This is a genomic window from Deinococcus psychrotolerans (assembly GCF_003860465.1).
GTDB classification, from domain to species: domain Bacteria; phylum Deinococcota; class Deinococci; order Deinococcales; family Deinococcaceae; genus Deinococcus; species Deinococcus psychrotolerans.
Window position 1 is genome coordinate 2,562,349 of record NZ_CP034183.1, and the last position, 16,217, is coordinate 2,578,565.

Here is a 16,217-nt window from a genome sequence, read left to right on the forward strand (position 1 = left end):
GCCCAGCTTTCTCGAACGTTTTTCCTGCACGCTGCCGCGCCTGACCGGCGTTGCCAGCTTCAGTTGTGACCTGCCGTTCAGAGCGCTTCCCCTATACTTCCCGAGCGTTCATTTCACCCCAAGCCGCGCCGCCGCCCCCTTCACTCAAGTTCGTTCTTTGGTCTGTACGGCCAGTTTTCGAGGGATGCCATGAACCGATACGATGACCGAGCCAGACTGGTTTTTCACTACGCCCGCGAGGAAGGCAACCGCCTCGGCCACGCCATGGTCGGCCCCGAACATCTGCTGCTGGGCCTGATGCGCGAAGGCGGCACGGCGGCGCTGATCCTCGGCGAATTTGACGCCACCTTAGACGGTCTGCGCCGCCGGGTCGAAGAAATTATCGGGCGCGGCGAGGGCAACCGCCTCAACGACGCCCCCAGCATCACGCCGCGTGCCCGCCGGGTCATGGAGCTCGCCAGCGCCGAGGCCCGCAGCTTGGGCGCTCAGGTCACCTCCACCGAGCACATTTTGCTGGGCATCATCCGTGAGGGTGACGGCGTGGCCTTCCGCATTTTGCAGGAACTCACCAAAGACGTGGACACCATCCGCTGGCGCATTCTGGCGCAGGGCGACGCGGCGGGCGGCAAGGCGGCCAAGCCGGTGGCGACGCCCTTCCTCGACGAATATGGCCGCGACCTCACCAAGCAGGCGCGTGAAGGCAAGCTCGACCCGGTGATTGGCCGCGCCGATGAAATTCGCCGCGTGACCCAAATCCTGTCGCGCCGCACCAAAAATAATCCAGTGCTGATCGGTGATCCCGGCGTGGGTAAAACCGCCATCGTCGAAGGGCTGGCGCTGGCCATTCACGAGAAGCGCACCCCGCCCAACCTGCACGGCGTCCGGCTGGTCAGCCTCGATCTGTCGGGCGTGGTGGCCGGAACCAAATACCGGGGCGAATTCGAGGAGCGGCTGCGCCAGATTATCGAAGAGCTCCGCAACGCCAAAGTCATGGCTTTCATTGACGAGTTGCACACCCTGGTCGGCGCGGGCGGCGCGGAAGGCACGCTAGACGCCGCCAACATCCTCAAACCTGCCCTCTCACGCGGCGAGATTCAGGTGATCGGCGCGACCACCACCGGCGAGTATCACCGTTACATCGAAAAGGACGCAGCCCTAGAGCGCCGTTTCCAACCCGTCATCGTGCTGGAACCCAGCCCCGCTGAGACGGTTCAGATTTTGCGCGGTCTGCGTGCCCGCTACGAGGAGCATCATGGTGTCCAGATTCCTGACGCGGCCATTGATCTGGCCGTGCGCATCGGTGAACGCAGCTTGCCGGGCCGTAACTTTCCCGACAAGGCCATTGACCTGATCGACGAGGCCGCGAGCCGGGTGCGCCTCAACATGAGTCTGGGCATTCAAGTCGCCGAGAACGAGATGGGCGAGCCGATGGTGGCCCGTGAGGACATTGAGAGCGTCATCAACTCGATGGGCGGCATCTACTCTGAGGAAACGGCGGCCCAACTCGCCGACCTCGACGATCAGCTCGACTCGCAAGTGTACGGCCAGCCCGAGGCCATCAAAGCGCTCAGCAATGCCCTGCGCCGCGCCCGTGTGGGGCTGGGGGGCCGAACCCGTGTGGCGGCCAGCTTCCTGTTCGTGGGGCCGAGCGGCGTGGGCAAAACCCACCTTGCCAAAGCGCTGGCCCGCACCCTCTTTGGCAGTGAGCGCTCGCTCATTCGGGTGGACATGTCGGAGTTTCAGGAAGCCCACAGCGTTAGCAAGCTAATCGGCTCGCCTCCCGGCTATGTGGGCTACGAGCAGGGTGGACGCCTGACCGAAGCGGTGCGCCGCCAGCCGTTCAGCGTGATCTTGCTCGACGAGATCGAAAAGGCCCACCCCGACATCTACAACACCTTCCTTCAGGTTCTCGACGATGGCCGCCTGACTGACGGACTGGGCCGCACGGTGGATTTCCGGCGCACCATCTTGATCATGACCAGCAACACCGGCTTCAACGTCAGCCCCACCACCGGATTTAGTCCGGTGACGCCAGACAACAACACCCCGCTGCGCCACATGTTCACCCCAGAATTCCTAGACCGCCTCGACGAAGTGATTCGCTTCCGGCCTCTGGGTGAGGACGAACTGGTGCGGGTGTCGCAGCAACTGCTCGACGAGATGCGCGAGGAACTCGCCAGCCGCGAACTCAGCGTGGAATTTGAAGCGGGTGTGGCGGCTTGGCTGGTCAGCAAACTCAAGGCCCGCAGTCCCAAGCACGCGGTGGGCAGCTCGCGGCAGCTCCGCACGCTGGTGCGCGAGGAGATCGAAGACCCGCTGGCGCTGGAACTGCTCTCGCACGGCGACGAGGAAGTGCGGGTCAAGATCGGTACCGAACACCTGACCTTTGAGCGCGGCAAGCAGGAGCAAACCCAGATTCTGGCCTGAGTGTTTTGAGAGTGCGGGGAGCGGATCTTGAGGGGTCTGCTCCCTTTTTTTGGTGGGGGGGAGGGTCTAGAAATAAACGCATCCCCCCACCCAAACTTGATACGCTAAAAGATATGAGCCTCATTCTCGGCATTGACATCGGCGGCAGCGGGATCAAGGGCGCTCCTGTAGACACGGACACTGGCAAGCTCACGGCGGAGCGCCTGCGAATTGATACACCTGCTGGGGCCAAAGCGCACGACGTCGCCGAGGTGGTGGCTGAATTGGTCAAGCATTTCGATCACAGTGGGCCAGTTGGGGTGACGTTTCCCGGCGTGGTGCAGCACGGCCACACCATGAGCGCGGCCAACGTGGACAAAGGCTGGATTGGCCTCGATGCCGACGATCTGTTTACCAAAGCCACCGGCCAGCAAGTCACCCTCCTCAACGACGCCGACGCCGCCGGACTCGCTGAGACCCGCTTCGGCGCGGGCAAAGGTGAAGTTGGCTCAGTGATCTTGTTGACCTTCGGCACCGGCATTGGCAGCGCACTGATGTACGGCGGCGTGCTGGTGCCCAATACCGAACTCGGCCATTTGTGGCTCAACGTCGACAAGGCCGCCACCGAAGCCGAAGCATGGGCCTCAGACCGCGCCCGCGAACAAGAAGATTTAGGCTGGAAAAGCTGGTCGAAGCGGGCCAACAAATACTTGCAGCATGTTGAGATGCTGTTCTCGCCGGATCTGTTTATTATCGGCGGCGGTATCAGCAAAAAGGCCGAAAAATGGCAATCGAATATCGAGTGCAAAACCAAAGTGGTCACGGCCAGCTTGCAAAACGACGCGGGCATTGTGGGCGCGGCGCTGTACGCTTTGGAGCGGTAGAGGTTGGATGGCAAACATTTTTACGAGGCTGGATTGAAGCTGTTAATGCACCTTGTTTTTCAAATTTTTATCTAAGGTAAGGTCTTACCAGCCTCAGCGAGGAGAATAATGGCGCTGGCTATCGTATTGAGTGCATCTCTTACATAATACTCAGGCACTTCAACGACTGATGGACTTTGGCCATGCCCGCCCATTTTGTTACGCGGCGTACCGACGGTTTCTAGAGCTAAACGAACGCCGGTCAAGCTTCCGGTTTGCCAAGAGGGGAGTAAGTGGTTATCCAATGCCACTTCCACGAGTTTGTTCGCCGTATCTTTAGGATTGTAGAGCCAGCCGCGTTTAGAGTAGACAGTAACCCAATGCGGTCAAGGCAACATAACCTCTGAAGCTGAAGGCTCCGATCAACGCTGGGGGTATTTGGTATCCACGCTTACAGGAGTAAGAAGCGTGTGAGAACGCAGTGCTTAGGTTTGAATGAACCGAGTTGGCAATCAACTCAGAGGAGCCTGACACATGCACGACACCATGCTGCACACCTATTGGAACACCCCGTATATCCTGTTCTCCGTGATCATCGCCGTGATCACCTCCGGCCTCGCTCTAGAACTCGCTCGCCGTTACGCCCGCGTCGGTGGAACTGTCGCTCCGGTCGTCCTCGGCGCGGTTCTCGGGTACGGCATCTGGGCCATGCACTTCGTGGGAATGCTCGCCATGCAACTCCCTGTCAACGTCGGGTACGGCCTGCCGCTCACGCTCATCTCTGGTGTCAGTGCCATCGGCTTCCTTGTCGCCGCGAGCGTCCTGCTGTTCAAAGGAACACCGACCATCCCGCGCATCCTTACCAGCGGGGCCATCGCCGGAAGCGGCATCGTCCTGATGCATTACATCGGCATGGCTGCGCTGCAACTCAACGCCACCCCACAGTACAACCCCCTTCTGGTCGGCCTGAGCGTACTGATTGCCGTGGGAGCGGCGATCGTCGCGTTCTACCTGTTCTCCCGCGTGATCGTCGCTGACCTCACCCGTACCGCCCGAATCAGTGTTCAGCTCGGTGCGTCTCTGGTCATGGGCGTTGCGATCGCCGGAATGCACTACACCGGCATGGCCGCTATCTCATACCTCCCGCAGCCGCTGAACACTACGCCCGTGAGCGGCGTCGACTTTGAGACCCTGTTCTACTTGGTGCTCAGCCTGACCATGGTGGTGTTCGTGGCGATAGCGGCGTTTCTCTTCGTAGAAGCTGGCACCACCAAGACTTCCACCCCCACCTCCCTCTAGGAAAGGGGGTAGGGTGCCGGGTTAGAAAAGTCCTGTAAGTGTTGACGCCGTTTCGGAGTGGGGTTGGAAGAATATACTCACCCCCTCCCCAAACTTTTTTTCACCCCCCACCCCCTACGAGAGCGCCCCACTTCATTCCCTTACCGGGTGACGCGGGGCGCTCTGCTTTGCTCAATTCAGTCTCAGCGGCACAAGCGAAGTGTAGGACGTGAGCAGCGTATCTAGCATGGCCTCCGCTTCGCCGTCTTCATACGGCTGGGTGACACCGGCAACCAGTGAGGACACGGCCCAGCATGCCGCGAGCTGGGCGGCCCGGCGTGCTGGCCCTGCTTCGAGAGCGGCTATGTACCATGCCGACCCGCCAATGATCGGGAAGGCGTGGCGCATCGTCTGAACGTCCAAAAGATGAAAGGGAGCCGCCGCGAGCTGTAAGTGAAGGGTGGCCCACGGCTCAGCATTTTGCGGCGCTAGAAAGTGGCTCAGCCCAGCAGCGGCAAAGGCCAGCACGTTCACCGCTTGCCGCTGGCCCTCATCAGTGACCGGCTGAGCCATGCAGACGTGGCTTTCACCTTGCGCGTGTACGCCCACCTTTATGATGACCAAAGAGAAGAGGCCGCATTTGATCTGAGTGACCTCTTTCCAGTGGCGGTGGGTGGGCCAAACCAAGCCTTTTTTGAGCTGGCAGTGACACGGTAGTGACAACCGCCGCGTTGGGAAGCATGACAGCAGAATAGAGAAACGGAAAAACACCGCACTAGACGGTGTTCAAGGTGGTGGATCGTGTAGGAATCGAACCTACAACCCGCTGATTAAGAGTCAGCTGCTCTGCCAATTGAGCTAACGATCCATTAAAGGCTGGAGGCCAAGCGAAGGGGAGTATAGGCACTCGTGCGGGCGGTGTCAAGCGCGGCGCACCCCCGATTCGCACGCCAGCCACTGTGCGGGCAAGTCGTGGGCCTCACGCGGCAGCGCGGGCAGCAGCAAGGCTTCCTGCACCACACCCACTGTCCTCACCGCCCAGCCGGAGAGTAGCCGGTCATAAAAGCCGCCGCCGTAGCCGAGGCGCACACCGGATCTGTCAAAGGCCAGTCCCGGCAGCAGCACGGTATCGATCCTGGCCCGGTTCACTTCCGGCGTGCCCAGCGGCGGCTCAAGCGCCCCGAAACGGCTTAGCTCTGTGGCGCTTTCCCAGGCGTGCAAGGTCAGGTGCGCGGCGGGCCGGAAGTGGGCACGCGGCGCGAGCAAGGTAAACTGACCGCTCAGCGCCGATACGTCCACCTCGCCCGGCAAAGCCCGGTAAGCCAGCACCACCGACGCGCCCTCAGCTTCCAAGAAAGTTCGCAACTGCTCCACGATTTGTGCTGACACGTCCGGCAGGGTCGCTCGCCGCCCCCGCGCCCACTTGCGCCACTCGGCTTTGGAGTCGCTGGTGAGCGGTGGACTGAGGTTCATTCGGCAGAGCTTAGCACTTGGCTATGGGCCTCCGGTTCTGGCTACACTCAGCAGATGCCGCTCACCGACACCCGCGCCTTTTTGGAGCGCCGCAACGCCCTGTGGCTCATCCTGCGTCAGCACAGCCCAGATGATGTGAATGCAGCCGAGGTGAACACAGATGAGCTGAATGCCGATGCCCAAGTCTTCGAGCAAGCCCTCACCGAACTCTCCAAGCTGATCGGTTGGAACCGCCCCCGCATTCTGGCGGGTTTGGGAATAAGTTCAGCCGAGAGCGCTGCTGAGCAGCCATGAGCGACGTCAAGCCGTTCGATTGGGCGCGGCTCTTTTTGGGCGACGCGCCGCCGCTGTTTTACGTCGAAATTGTCGTCCGTACGCTGATTATTTTCATCTGGCTGATCGTGCTGCTGCGCTCCTCCGGGCGGCGCAGCCTCGCGCAGCTCAGCGCCATCGAGTTCGCCATCGTCATTGCGCTTGGCTCGGCGGTGGGCGACCCGATGTTTTACCCCGAAGTGCCGCTGCTGCACGCCATGCTGGTGATGGCCTTGGTGGTGGGACTCCAGCAAGGCCTGGCGTGGCTCATTCGCCGCCGCGAAACCATCGAGACGCTCATAGAAGGTCGGCCCAGCGAATTGGTGCGCGGTGGGGTGCTGCAACTCGCTGAGCTCGAACACGCCAAACTCAGCCGCGAAGACGTGTGCGAAACCCTGCGCAACCAGAGCGTGCGCCAACTTGGCGAAGTGCAGCGGGCCTACTTCGAGCAAAACGGCCAGCTCAGCTTGTTCGTCCATCCATCAGGCCAAGCGCCACCGGGATTGCCGATTGTGCCGCCCTGGGATTTGGAAAAGCCGGAAAAGGTAGTGGGCGGAGAAGCGCATGCTGGCCCGGTGGCCTGCCTCAGTTGTGGGAGCGTCAGCCGGGGCGGTGTGGTGCCGGGCCACTGCCCAGTGTGCGGCAAAGCGCAGGGCTTTACACCTGCGGTGATTGACCCGCTGGACGCCGAGGAAACAGGGGCGGTTTAGCTCCCGCTTCTGTTTACCGCTGCTCTTCCGCCGTGATGGTGCGCGGCCCCAGCTTGAGACTCAAGTCAGGAATCGCTTTGCCGTCGCGCACCACACTGAGCTTGATGGTGTCGCCAACTTTGCGTGCCCGCACGGCGCTGAGCAGCTCATCAAAGTTGCGAATCCGCACGCCGTTGATGGCGGTGATCACGTCGCCGCTAAGCCGGGTCGGAGTGCCGTACTCGTCACTGGTCAGCGGCTTGAGAGGTTTGAGTCCGGCCTGATCGGCGGGGCTGCCTTTGGTCACCGAGGTAAACACCGCCCCCGGCAATTTGCCCAAGCCCAGCGGTTCAAAATACTCGTCGGCAATGTCACCAAATGACAGCAGGCCAATGACGGGGGCGTCCACCTTGACGCCGCTGCGCAGTTCGCTTAGCAGCGGGCTGGCTTTGGTCACCGGCACCGCGTAAGACGACTGGGTAGCAATGCCGAACGGCGTGGCGCGGGCGCTGATGTAACTGACGATGCCCATCACTTCGCCCTGAGCGTTCAAAATCGGCCCGCCGCTGTCACCCGGCACCAAAGGCGCGGTCAGTTCAAGCGTACCGGAAGGAAAATTGGCGCGGCTGGCGGCCACGTCAAGCGCGGTGAGCCGACCCGTTTTGGACACCAGAAATTCGCCGCCCCCGTTGCCGATCGCCAGCGCACTCTGACCGACTTTGGGCATCTCGGCGGCGATCGGCAACACGGCAAGAGTGCGGCCCGCCGGAACGTTGATTTTGAGCAGGGCCACGTCGTGTGAGTCGTCGTAAGCCACCACCGTCGCTGGATAACGGGTTTTGTCGGCGGTCACCGCCACCAGATTCTTGGCTCCGAACACCACGTGGTAAGCCGTCAGTGCCAGCGTGCCGTTTTTGCCCGACTCGATCACAAAGCCGCTGCCCAGCCCGTCGGGTTCGCCGTCGGGGGCCACACAACTGCCTTTGACCGGGCACTGCTCTAAGCGCAGGCTGCCGGGGCGCGACTTGGTGAAGATGCTCCTCAGGCTCTTGGCTTCGCTGGCACTCAGCGGTTTGGGCGCGAGCGGTGAATTTTGCAAGAGGCCGCTGCCTGCCGGAGGATTAGGCAAAGTGGGCATGGCGCTTTGGGCGGCGGAGATGCCGACTGCGCCCAAACTGAGGCCGAGGAGTATGGCGGCGAGGTGGCGAGCCGGGCGCGGGCGCGATTTTGAGGGCAACATGCTCTACTCTGCACCGTCTGGCGGTGAGAAATCGGCGCAAGTCTGACATTGCGGCCGGGACGCCTCTCAACTTGGGGTGCTGGCTGACTCTTTCCGGCGCAGCGCTGTTTTGACCTACTCTAAAAGCCATGAATGAACCTTTTGCGCCCGCTTTGTCTCAGACCGACACCGACCTGACCAGCGTATTTGTCTATGGCACCCTGATGCCCGGCGAGCGCTGGGAAGAAGTGGCCCGGCGCGGCGGTAACTACCACGCCGAACCCGCTCAGCTCAGCGGCGTGGTGTTGGCTGATCTGCGGCCCGAAGGTTATCCGGCGCTGTTTGCGGATGAAGGAGCCAGTGTTCCAGTATCGGGCTGGCTGTATACCTACGACGCCCAGAGCTGGGTGAGTGCCCTGCCCTTTCTGGATGATCTAGAAGGGCTTCACCTCATGCCGCCGCTGTATCACCGCGTCCAAGTCACCGCTCAGACGGAGCAGGGGCCGCGCCAAACTTGGGTGTATTTGTATGCCCGCTCCGCCCGCAGGGACGCCGCCGGTTTTTTTCCTGTCGCCTCGGGCCGCTGGGCAGATGTACCGGAGCGCCACTCCGAAGGGCCGCGCCAGACTTGGGAGGAGTGAGGGGAAAGTGGGCTGCTGAAAGGAAGAGCTGCGCCCAGCGGCTCACAAAACCGAGTCTGGCTGGCGCGTTGAATCAAAAAAGGGGAAGAGCGTTCGGGCCGCGCTCTTCCCCTTTTGGTTGCTGAGACGCTCAGCTCTCTGTCTCAGCTCCGCTTTGCCTTTCCTCACCTTCGGGCGACTCTTTTTCCTTGCTCCGGCCCGCTTTCTTGACACTCTGTACCAGCAGATATTCAATCTGGGCGTTGACACTCCGCAGGTCGTCGGCGGCCCAGCGCTCCAGCGCGGCGTAAAGATTGGGGCTGATTCTCAGGGCAAAATGCTTGCGGGTCATGCTCGGCGGGCCACTGCTTAGTAGAGGCTTCCGGCGTTGACCACCGGCTGTGTGCCGCGCTCACTGGTCAGCACCACCAGTAAGTTGCTGACCATCTGGGCCTTGCGCTCCTCGTCGAGCTGCACGATGTTTTGCTCGGAAAGTTGCTTGAGGGCCATCTCGACCATGCCCACCGCGCCGGCCACGATTTGAGAGCGGGCGGCGATGATGGCGCTGGCCTGCTGGCGCTGGAGCATCGCTCCGGCAATTTCCGGCGAGTAAGCCAGGTGCGACAGGCGGGCCTCCAAAACTTCTACGCCGGCGTGGCGCAGGCGGGTGGTCAGCTCGCGGCCCAGCGCCTCGGCCACCTCGTCGGCGTTGCCGCGCAGGCTCATGCCAGTTTCCTCGTAGTTGTCGTAGGGGTACTGCGAAGCGAGGTGGCGCAGGGCGGTTTCAGCCTGAATCTCCACGAAGCCCACGTAATCTTCCACATCAAACAGCGCCCGCGCCGTGTCGACCACGCGCCAGACGATCACGGCGGCGATTTCGATGGGGTTGCCCATCAGGTCGTTGACCTTGAGGCGCTCGGAGTTGAAATTGCGAATCCGCAGCGATACCCGCTTGCGAACCGTGAAGGGATTGGTCCAGTAAAAGCCGTTGCGCCGCTCGGTGCCGACGTAGCGGCCGAATAAGGTCAGCACGCTGGCCTGATTGGGCTGCACGATAAAAAAGCCGATCAAGCCGAAAAAGGCCAGCGCCGCCAGCACGAAGCCCAGCAATGAAAGCGCCCCGCCGCCAAACAGCAGTGTGCCCAGCGCTGCCGCGACCACCACCAGCCACAGCAGCACGGCGGGCACTCCCGGCAAACCGAAGGCGCGGCGCTCCACGCTGGCTACGCCACTTTCCGGCGACACGCCCCGGCCTGAAGTCTGCGGTACTTTGTCCAGTTCGCTCATTGCATCAGCTCCTTTTGAAGGCCCACTTTGGTTGATTGATCCACAAGCGGCCTATCAAAACTACATCGAAATGATATCATGTGTGTCTGAGTTGCGATAGTCATGAGACAGCAAAAGGGGAGAGAGCATCTCGGCTCCCTCCCCACAAGCTGAATTCGCTTACAACGTCGGCGTGCTGATGCCTTCCAGCGCGGTTTGATCGGCATCTCCGTTGGCACGGTTGCTGAGATCGCCAAGGCTGACGATGCCCACCACCTTGCCGTTTTCAGTGACGGGCAACCGGCGAATCTGGCGCTCGCCCATCTGCGCGGCGGCGGCGGTGATGTCGGTCTCGACGTCGAGGCTAAAGGGATCAGCGGTGGCGTGGTCAACCGCTAGGCTGCCTGAGTCGCGGCCAAACGCCACCGCCCGCACCACGATGTCGCGGTCGGTCAAGATGCCGACCAGCTTGTCGCCGTCCATAAACAGCACGTTGCCGATGTCGTTGTCGGCCATCAGCGCGGCAACTTCTTTGAGGCTGGCGTCTTTGCTGGCGGTCACGAGGTCACGGGTCATGATGGTTCTTAAAGGAGTCATGCCTTTAATGTAAGGGGAGGGCAGGTGGGTGAGGTTGGACACAGATTAAGAAATGTATGGAGAGGACGCGACCTTTAATCCGCGCTTTGCGCCCCTGTTCCACCCAACGCAGGCACCTTGCGCAGTGTTTGGGCCAAGACCCAGGCCACCACGACCAGCACCAGCGCCAGCACGAAGGCCCGCTGAAGCCCGCTGGCCAGCGCCCCGCCGCCCGACGAGATGGCTGCTTCGCCGATCAGGGTGCCCATCAGGGCCGTGCCCACCGCGCCGCCCATTTGCCGCGAAAACAAAATGGCGCTGGTCACTGCGCCCAAATCGGCCTTGGCGGTGGCCTGCTGCACGGCAAGCAGCAACGTGAACATGGAAAAGCCCATTCCGCTGCCCGCCACAAAGCCGACTGCGCTGATCACCCACAGCGGCGCGTGGGCCAGCACCGCGAACAGCACGAAGGCCACCACCAAAATGTTAAAGCCCCACAAGGTCAGCCGGGTGGTGCCCAGCCGGCCGATGAGGCGGGCCGCCAGAATACTGGTGCCGGTCCAGCCCAACAGCATCGGCGTCAAAATGACTCCGGCGGCGGTGGCTCCCTGCCCGCTGACGCCCTGAGCGAACAGCGGCAGATAAGCGATGGTGCCGAAATAAGCCGCTCCCGCCAGCAAATTGCCCAGTACCCCAACGCGTGGCAAGACGGCCCTCAGGTTTTTCATCGGCAGCAGGGGAGAGGGGTGGCGCGACTCGACCCACAGCGCTCCGGCCAGCACGCCCACGCTCAGCAGCGCCAGCCACCACAGCTTAAATTCCAGTCCCCAGATCAGCAGGCCACTGCCGAGCGTAAACAGCAGCGCCCCCAGCCAGTCGATCTGGGCGCGGCCCTCGCGCTGAGGGCGGGTACTGGGCAAGTAGCGCAGCGCCAGCAGCACCGCCGGAATGCCGAACGGCAAATTGAGATAAAACACCCAGCGCCAGGAAGCGTGATCCACGATCAACCCGCCGACCAGCGGCCCGACGAGTCCGGCGATGCCCCAAACCCCGCTGAAAAAGCCCTGCACGCGGGCCCGCTGCTCAAGCGTGAACATCTCGCCCACCAAAGTAAAGGTCAGGGTTTGCACCGATCCTGCGCCGATGCCTTGCAGCGCTCTGGCGGCGATGAGCGCGGTCATGCTGCCGGCCACGCCGCAGAGCATACTGCCGAGCAGGAAAATGATGATGCCTGCCAGGTACAGCCGCTTGCGTCCCAGCAGGTCGCTGGCGCGGCCCCACAGTGGGCTGGTGATGGTGCTGGTCAGCAGGTATACCGCAAACGGCAGGGCGTAGAGGTGCTGGCCGCCGAGTTCGCGGATCACGGTGGGCATAGCGGTGGCGATTACGCTGCTCTCCAGGGCGGCCAAAGTGATACCCAAGAGGAGGCCCGCAACGGCGAGCGTGCGGGCGCGGTCTGGTGCGGGGGCGGAAGCGGTCATGTGCGCAAAGCATAGGCTGCGCTGAGAAGCCAGAATGAAAGCTGGCGCGGGGAAGCCGGCTGCGGGTGCTTGCCTTTCTCTTAAGCGTTGACCGGGTAACTGGCACCAAAAAAGCGCTGGCCCCCTTGAGTGGGAAGCCGGCGCTCAACTGAGGGTAAAACGGGTTAGAAGCTCAGCATCGCTTCCATTTTCTTGACATTCTTTGGCCCGATGCCCTTGACCTTTTTGACCAATTCGGCGGTGTCCTTGTAGGGCCGGTTTTTGATGATCTCGGCGGCGATCTTGGCGCTCACGCCGGGGATTTTTACCAGGTCGGCGCTGGTGGCGGTGTTGACGTTGACCATCATCCCCTTGGTGGCGGCAGGCATGGTGGTAGAGGGCATAGCAGTAGAGGTGGTGGTGGCAGGCATAGTGGTTGCCGCAGGCTTATGGGTTTTGGCAAAAGCAGATGCCGGGGCCAGCAGCAAAGCGGCGGCCAGCACGGTCAAAATAGGTTTACGCATGGGTGGTTCCTCCGAAAAGCAGCATGGAGCGGGCGGCTCAGTGGCAGATGAAATGAATAGAGCGTCAGTTCAGTCTCCTGCGGCGACTACGCTGGCTTTGCGCTCCAGCTTTCCCCAGCCGCGCTGCTGTCCAGTGGCGGCGCTCAGCACGGCGCGGATGGCCACATACGACATCAGTTGACGGTAAATGATGCGCTGCGCAATCAGCAGCGGCAGCAAGCGCCAATTTTCTTCCGGTTCCAGTGCGAAGGCCAGCGCGGCGGCCAGCACGTCGATCAGTACGAACAGCAGGTAAAAGACCAGCGCCGGGCCGGTCAGCGAAAAGCCGCCATCGGGGTGGTAGTGCAGTTGCAGCAGCGCCCAGATCAGCGAGGCGGCGAAGCTCACGTCCAGTAGCGCTCCCACCAGCGGAAAGAACACCTGAAACGGCATCACATTGGGCAAGGTGAACAGCCCTAGTGTATGACCACAGGCATGTCTATAGTTATTTGCGAGTCGGATAGTGGCGCTTGAGTTTCTCCCGAGCTGTGGGTGTCGAGAACTGCCAGTTCACGCGCACAGACCGCGCGTTGCGGTCTGTTTCCCAGGCGTGGATTTCACGCTCGACGGCCTCTTTACTCGCCAAGCGCTGACCCAGACACTGGCGTTGCAAGGCTGACCACTCCAATTCCGCCGTCTTGGGCAGAACGGCACCCATATGGGGCCTGCCCGCATGTTGAGCCAGGACGCATGTTTTGGTGTGTAGATCCACTCGAAGCGTCGGCTCAGCCGCCGAGCTTCCTCTGCCGGAAGATGTTGATATAGCGCTGCTGGACTGTGCGTGGACAGCTGATCCAGCACCAGAACGATCTTCTCGGCAACCGCATAGCGCAGCTCCAGTGCCTGGAGCTGCTCAGCAAAGTCCGCATTGCTCCGTCGGTCGGTCACCGTGACTGTGCGTTGACCGGTGTGTGGTTCCAGAGCGACAAAGAAATTGACGGTGCCATACCGCTTGTATTCATGATCCACCCGTGCTGGGGATCCCGGCACGGGTGGCAGTGGCTCTCGGACATGATCCAACAGCTGATATGACTTTTCATCGAAGCAGATGACAGGCCGTGAGGCATCGTAGGGCTGGGCATAGGTGTCCAGCACGGTTTCCATGCGCCACACGAAGTCCGCACCTACCTGGGCGACACACCAACTTTGAACCTGCCACGGTTTGAGTGCGTTTTTTTCAGTGTTCTCCGTACGGTCTCGTCACTGATGCTGTCCACCACACCCAGGGTCACCAGACGATCGGCCAGCAGTTGCATCGTCCATTTCTCCCGGCCGTCGGGACTCGAGCACACTTCGGCGATCAAGATCGCCGTCCGCTGCGCGTTCAGTTTGGGCGGCTGTTTGGGCCGTGCTTTCTCGTGGAGGGCAGCCTGGAGGCCGCCCTCGGTGTACTTCTTGCGGATCGACGCGACGGTGGCAGAACTCACGCCTTGGCGCTCGGCCACGTCCCGATCCAGCAGGCCTCTGTCGCTCAGGAGCAGGAGGCGTGCGCGGGCCACGACCCGCGCACTGTGCACGCCTTTCCGAGTCATGTCCGTCAGTTGCTGCCGCTCATCGTCGCTCAGCTGCACAACCCACCGTTTCCGTCGTCCCATCCCTCAGTTTACCTGAAGGCATGCCTGTGGTCATGCACTAGACCGCGTGACCGGCTGCGTGAGTGCGCCGCGCCGCTTTTCCAGGCTCCGCGCTGCTTCCAGGTGGCCTGTAAGGTGCCGAACATCCAGCGGTCGCGTTGGCGCAGAAAGCCTTGCAGCGTGTCGGGAGCTTCGGTGCGGGCCACTGCGCCGAGTTCGTAAGTGACTTTGTGACCGGCCCTGAGCGCCCGCATGGTCAGGTCGGCGTCCTCGGCGAGGGTATCGTGGTCAAAGCTGCCCAGCGAGAGCAGCACTTCTCGCCGCCACGCCCCGATGGCCCCCGGCACCACGCTGATGGCGTTGAGTTGGGCCAGGGCGCGGCGCTCCAGATTTTGCGCGGTTATGTATTCCAGCGCTTGCCAGCGGGTCAGCAACTGGGTGGCTCCTTTGTGGCGGCGGTGTCATGCCCAGAATTTATGAAAGAGCACTAAAGGTCAAGTGAAAGTTCAGGTTCCGCTTTTTCGGCGCTGGGCCGTGCGGAAGCGGCGGGCAAGACCACCCGCACGCTGGCCCCGCCGCCCGCCCGTTCACCGAGTTCCAGACTGCCGCCGTGCGCTTCTACCACTTGGCGCACCACTGCCAGCCCGAGGCCAAAGCCTTCCGGCGCTTGGCCTGCTTTGTGGGCAAAGACGCCGCGTACAAAGGCCTCGGTCAGCGGGCCAGTCGGAAAGCCCGGGCCGCTGTCCTCGACGACCAGCTCCGCGCCGCCCCTGAGCGGCAAAACCCGCACGCTGACGTGTCCGCCTTCCGGTGAAAACTTGAGGGCGTTGCCGATCAAATTTTCCAGCACGCCTGAAAACAGGGATACGTCCACCTGCGCGGGGGTCGCCGCGCCTTCGAGCCACAAATCGATCTCGCGTTTGAGGGCCAGCGGTTGCAGCAAGTCGATGGCTTCTCCGGCCAGGTCGAGCAAGTCGGCGGTTTGGCGCTCACCGAGGTGCTGGGCTCTGGTCAGGCTCATCAAGTTGCCGGTGAGTTGGCGCAGCCGGCCAGCGGTGCGCTCGGTGCGGTGCAGGGCGGCCAAGACTTCTTCCGGCGAGCGCTCGCGCGCCAAGGTGTGCTGCAAGTCGGCCAGCATGGCGGTCACGGGCGTGCGGAGTTCGTGCGAAGCGCTGGCCAAAAATAAAGTTTCGCGCTGCCGCTCGGCCCGCAGTTCGGCCAAGCTGGTGTCGAGGGCGCGGGCGAGCGCTCCGACCTCGCTGCGCTCCTGCGTGCCCGGCACCGGCTCGGAAGTCGACAGATGCTGCACCCGCCGCACCAAGCGGTCAAGCGGCGTCAGCGCCCGGCGCACCGCCAGCGCCGCCGAAACGCCTCCCAGCGCCGAGAGCAGCAGCAAGCTCAGCGCCGCGATCAAGACGTAGCGGGTCAGCAGCTGCTCTAAGGGCCGCAAGCTGCGCCCGACCTGCACCACGCCGCGCTCTGGGCCGTCGCCGGCGTTGCCGTCCGAAGACGCTGAAAAGCGCCGACTGGCCACCAGATAGTCTTGGCTGCGGCTGACGCGCTCCGGCAGTTGGGCACTCAGAAAAGCTGAATCCAGCGTGCCGGAGGCCACCGCCCCGCCGGCCCAGATCAGCACTCCGTCTTCGTAGACCCGCCCCACCGCCGTGATGCTGTCGCGCTCGAGGAGGTCGGCGGCGGTGTCGGGCAACGCGCCGGGTGAGCGGCTGGCCACCGCCATCAGCGCGTCGGCCTGCGCGGTGATCTGGCGGGTGATGCTGCTGAGTTCGATGCGCCACAGCAGCACGCCGGCCAGCCCGCCAAACGCCGCCAGCGACAAAAAAATCACGCCTGCGGTGAGTAAAGTCAGGCGCAGGCGCAGAGTCACGCCTGAGTCTAGACGGCGGCGACCCCAACGAGC

General features: G+C 62.4%; 19 protein-coding genes, 1 tRNA gene and 1 pseudogene. 6 read left to right on the top strand and 15 right to left on the bottom strand.

What is annotated here, in order from left to right:
• The first annotated feature begins 189 nt into the window (after positions 1-189).
• Positions 190-2,427 (top strand): ATP-dependent Clp protease ATP-binding subunit, encoded by a 2,238-nt coding sequence (locus tag EHF33_RS12655; RefSeq protein ID WP_124872142.1) that lies wholly within the window; start codon positions 190-192, stop codon positions 2,425-2,427.
• 113 nt (positions 2,428-2,540) lie between these two features.
• Positions 2,541-3,290, top strand: coding sequence for a polyphosphate--glucose phosphotransferase (gene ppgK / locus EHF33_RS12660; protein WP_124872144.1), 750 nt, complete (start codon positions 2,541-2,543; stop codon positions 3,288-3,290).
• A gap of 71 nt (positions 3,291-3,361) precedes the next feature.
• Here ppgK and EHF33_RS21885 read toward each other — a convergent pair whose 3' ends face one another.
• Complete coding sequence (locus tag EHF33_RS21885; RefSeq protein WP_420889946.1) at positions 3,362-3,586, bottom strand: DUF7014 domain-containing protein; 225 nt, start codon at positions 3,584-3,586, stop codon at positions 3,362-3,364.
• Between the two features lie 271 nt (positions 3,587-3,857).
• Between EHF33_RS21885 and EHF33_RS12665 the strand changes: the two genes are divergently transcribed.
• Complete coding sequence (locus EHF33_RS12665) at positions 3,858-4,568, top strand: MHYT domain-containing protein (protein WP_164473478.1); 711 nt, start codon at positions 3,858-3,860, stop codon at positions 4,566-4,568.
• Between the two features lie 171 nt (positions 4,569-4,739).
• On the opposite strand, the gene EHF33_RS12670 is transcribed toward EHF33_RS12665, so the two are convergent.
• The 3 genes from EHF33_RS12670 to EHF33_RS12680 all read right to left on the bottom strand — a co-directional run bounded on the left by EHF33_RS12670 (position 4,740) and on the right by EHF33_RS12680 (position 6,020).
• On the bottom strand, positions 4,740-5,120 hold the full coding sequence (locus EHF33_RS12670) for a hypothetical protein (RefSeq protein ID WP_124872149.1): 381 nt from the start codon (positions 5,118-5,120) through the stop codon (positions 4,740-4,742).
• Between the two features lie 219 nt (positions 5,121-5,339).
• Positions 5,340-5,415 (bottom strand) — tRNA-Lys (locus EHF33_RS12675).
• Between the two features lie 53 nt (positions 5,416-5,468).
• Positions 5,469-6,020, bottom strand: coding sequence for a 5-formyltetrahydrofolate cyclo-ligase (locus tag EHF33_RS12680; protein ID WP_124872152.1), 552 nt, complete (start codon positions 6,018-6,020; stop codon positions 5,469-5,471).
• A gap of 54 nt (positions 6,021-6,074) precedes the next feature.
• Here EHF33_RS12680 and EHF33_RS12685 point away from each other — a divergent pair, with 54 nt between their 5' ends.
• Both EHF33_RS12685 and EHF33_RS12690 read left to right on the top strand, forming a co-directional pair.
• Complete coding sequence (locus EHF33_RS12685) at positions 6,075-6,314, top strand: hypothetical protein (protein WP_124872154.1); 240 nt, start codon at positions 6,075-6,077, stop codon at positions 6,312-6,314.
• Entirely contained in the window at positions 6,311-7,042 is a 732-nt protein-coding gene (locus EHF33_RS12690) for a DUF421 domain-containing protein (protein WP_124872158.1), read from the top strand. Before EHF33_RS12685 ends, EHF33_RS12690 begins: the two co-directional genes overlap by 4 nt.
• 13 nt (positions 7,043-7,055) lie before the next feature.
• Here EHF33_RS12690 and EHF33_RS12695 read toward each other — a convergent pair whose 3' ends face one another.
• Positions 7,056-8,261 (bottom strand): S1C family serine protease, encoded by a 1,206-nt coding sequence (locus EHF33_RS12695; RefSeq protein WP_124872161.1) that lies wholly within the window; start codon positions 8,259-8,261, stop codon positions 7,056-7,058.
• A gap of 128 nt (positions 8,262-8,389) precedes the next feature.
• Between EHF33_RS12695 and EHF33_RS12700 the strand changes: the two genes are divergently transcribed.
• Positions 8,390-8,881, top strand: a complete 492-nt coding sequence (locus EHF33_RS12700; protein WP_124872163.1) for a gamma-glutamylcyclotransferase family protein — start codon at positions 8,390-8,392, stop codon at positions 8,879-8,881.
• A gap of 130 nt (positions 8,882-9,011) precedes the next feature.
• Here the strand turns inward: EHF33_RS12700 and EHF33_RS12705 are convergent, their stop codons facing one another.
• From EHF33_RS12705 to EHF33_RS12750, 10 genes and pseudogenes are all read right to left on the bottom strand, one after another.
• Complete coding sequence (locus EHF33_RS12705; protein ID WP_124872165.1) at positions 9,012-9,212, bottom strand: type II toxin-antitoxin system antitoxin; 201 nt, start codon at positions 9,210-9,212, stop codon at positions 9,012-9,014.
• Positions 9,213-9,229: 17 nt separating this feature from the next.
• The gene (locus EHF33_RS12710) at positions 9,230-10,147 is read right to left on the bottom strand and encodes an SPFH domain-containing protein (RefSeq protein WP_124872168.1); all 918 of its coding nucleotides are present in this window, start codon (positions 10,145-10,147) and stop codon (positions 9,230-9,232) included.
• A gap of 159 nt (positions 10,148-10,306) precedes the next feature.
• On the bottom strand, positions 10,307-10,723 hold the full coding sequence (locus EHF33_RS12715; protein WP_124872171.1) for a CBS domain-containing protein: 417 nt from the start codon (positions 10,721-10,723) through the stop codon (positions 10,307-10,309).
• Positions 10,724-10,797: 74 nt separating this feature from the next.
• Positions 10,798-12,183 (bottom strand): MDR family MFS transporter, encoded by a 1,386-nt coding sequence (locus EHF33_RS12720; RefSeq protein WP_124872173.1) that lies wholly within the window; start codon positions 12,181-12,183, stop codon positions 10,798-10,800.
• Positions 12,184-12,347: 164 nt separating this feature from the next.
• Positions 12,348-12,686, bottom strand: a complete 339-nt coding sequence (locus tag EHF33_RS12725; RefSeq protein ID WP_124872176.1) for a ComEA family DNA-binding protein — start codon at positions 12,684-12,686, stop codon at positions 12,348-12,350.
• Between the two features lie 69 nt (positions 12,687-12,755).
• Positions 12,756-13,130, bottom strand: coding sequence for a hypothetical protein (locus tag EHF33_RS12730; RefSeq protein WP_124872179.1), 375 nt, complete (start codon positions 13,128-13,130; stop codon positions 12,756-12,758).
• Between the two features lie 105 nt (positions 13,131-13,235).
• Positions 13,236-13,841, bottom strand: a pseudogene (locus EHF33_RS12735) (IS630 family transposase); the annotation flags it as partial.
• 8 nt (positions 13,842-13,849) lie between these two features.
• Positions 13,850-14,320, bottom strand: coding sequence for a helix-turn-helix domain-containing protein (locus tag EHF33_RS12740; RefSeq protein ID WP_124872185.1), 471 nt, complete (start codon positions 14,318-14,320; stop codon positions 13,850-13,852).
• An 8-nt stretch (positions 14,321-14,328) separates the two neighbouring features.
• A complete protein-coding gene (locus EHF33_RS12745; protein ID WP_124872188.1) occupies positions 14,329-14,733 on the bottom strand; it encodes a glycosyltransferase family 2 protein in 405 nt (134 codons plus the stop codon).
• A 53-nt stretch (positions 14,734-14,786) separates the two neighbouring features.
• Positions 14,787-16,184, bottom strand: a complete 1,398-nt coding sequence (locus tag EHF33_RS12750) for a sensor histidine kinase (protein WP_124872191.1) — start codon at positions 16,182-16,184, stop codon at positions 14,787-14,789.
• Positions 16,185-16,217 lie beyond the last annotated feature (33 nt).

Coding starts and splice junctions, on each gene's coding strand:
- EHF33_RS12655 (WP_124872142.1), top strand. CDS start 190: ATGAACCGATACGATGACCGAGCCAGACTGGTTTTTCACTACGCCCGC.
- ppgK (WP_124872144.1), top strand. CDS start 2,541: ATGAGCCTCATTCTCGGCATTGACATCGGCGGCAGCGGGATCAAGGGC.
- EHF33_RS12670 (WP_124872149.1), bottom strand. CDS start 5,120: ATGGCTCAGCCGGTCACTGATGAGGGCCAGCGGCAAGCGGTGAACGTG.
- EHF33_RS12680 (WP_124872152.1), bottom strand. CDS start 6,020: ATGAACCTCAGTCCACCGCTCACCAGCGACTCCAAAGCCGAGTGGCGC.
- EHF33_RS12685 (WP_124872154.1), top strand. CDS start 6,075: ATGCCGCTCACCGACACCCGCGCCTTTTTGGAGCGCCGCAACGCCCTG.
- EHF33_RS12690 (WP_124872158.1), top strand. CDS start 6,311: ATGAGCGACGTCAAGCCGTTCGATTGGGCGCGGCTCTTTTTGGGCGAC.
- EHF33_RS12695 (WP_124872161.1), bottom strand. CDS start 8,261: ATGTTGCCCTCAAAATCGCGCCCGCGCCCGGCTCGCCACCTCGCCGCC.
- EHF33_RS12700 (WP_124872163.1), top strand. CDS start 8,390: ATGAATGAACCTTTTGCGCCCGCTTTGTCTCAGACCGACACCGACCTG.
- EHF33_RS12705 (WP_124872165.1), bottom strand. CDS start 9,212: ATGACCCGCAAGCATTTTGCCCTGAGAATCAGCCCCAATCTTTACGCC.
- EHF33_RS12710 (WP_124872168.1), bottom strand. CDS start 10,147: ATGAGCGAACTGGACAAAGTACCGCAGACTTCAGGCCGGGGCGTGTCG.
- EHF33_RS12715 (WP_124872171.1), bottom strand. CDS start 10,723: ATGACTCCTTTAAGAACCATCATGACCCGTGACCTCGTGACCGCCAGC.
- EHF33_RS12720 (WP_124872173.1), bottom strand. CDS start 12,183: ATGACCGCTTCCGCCCCCGCACCAGACCGCGCCCGCACGCTCGCCGTT.
- EHF33_RS12725 (WP_124872176.1), bottom strand. CDS start 12,686: ATGCGTAAACCTATTTTGACCGTGCTGGCCGCCGCTTTGCTGCTGGCC.
- EHF33_RS12740 (WP_124872185.1), bottom strand. CDS start 14,320: ATGGGACGACGGAAACGGTGGGTTGTGCAGCTGAGCGACGATGAGCGG.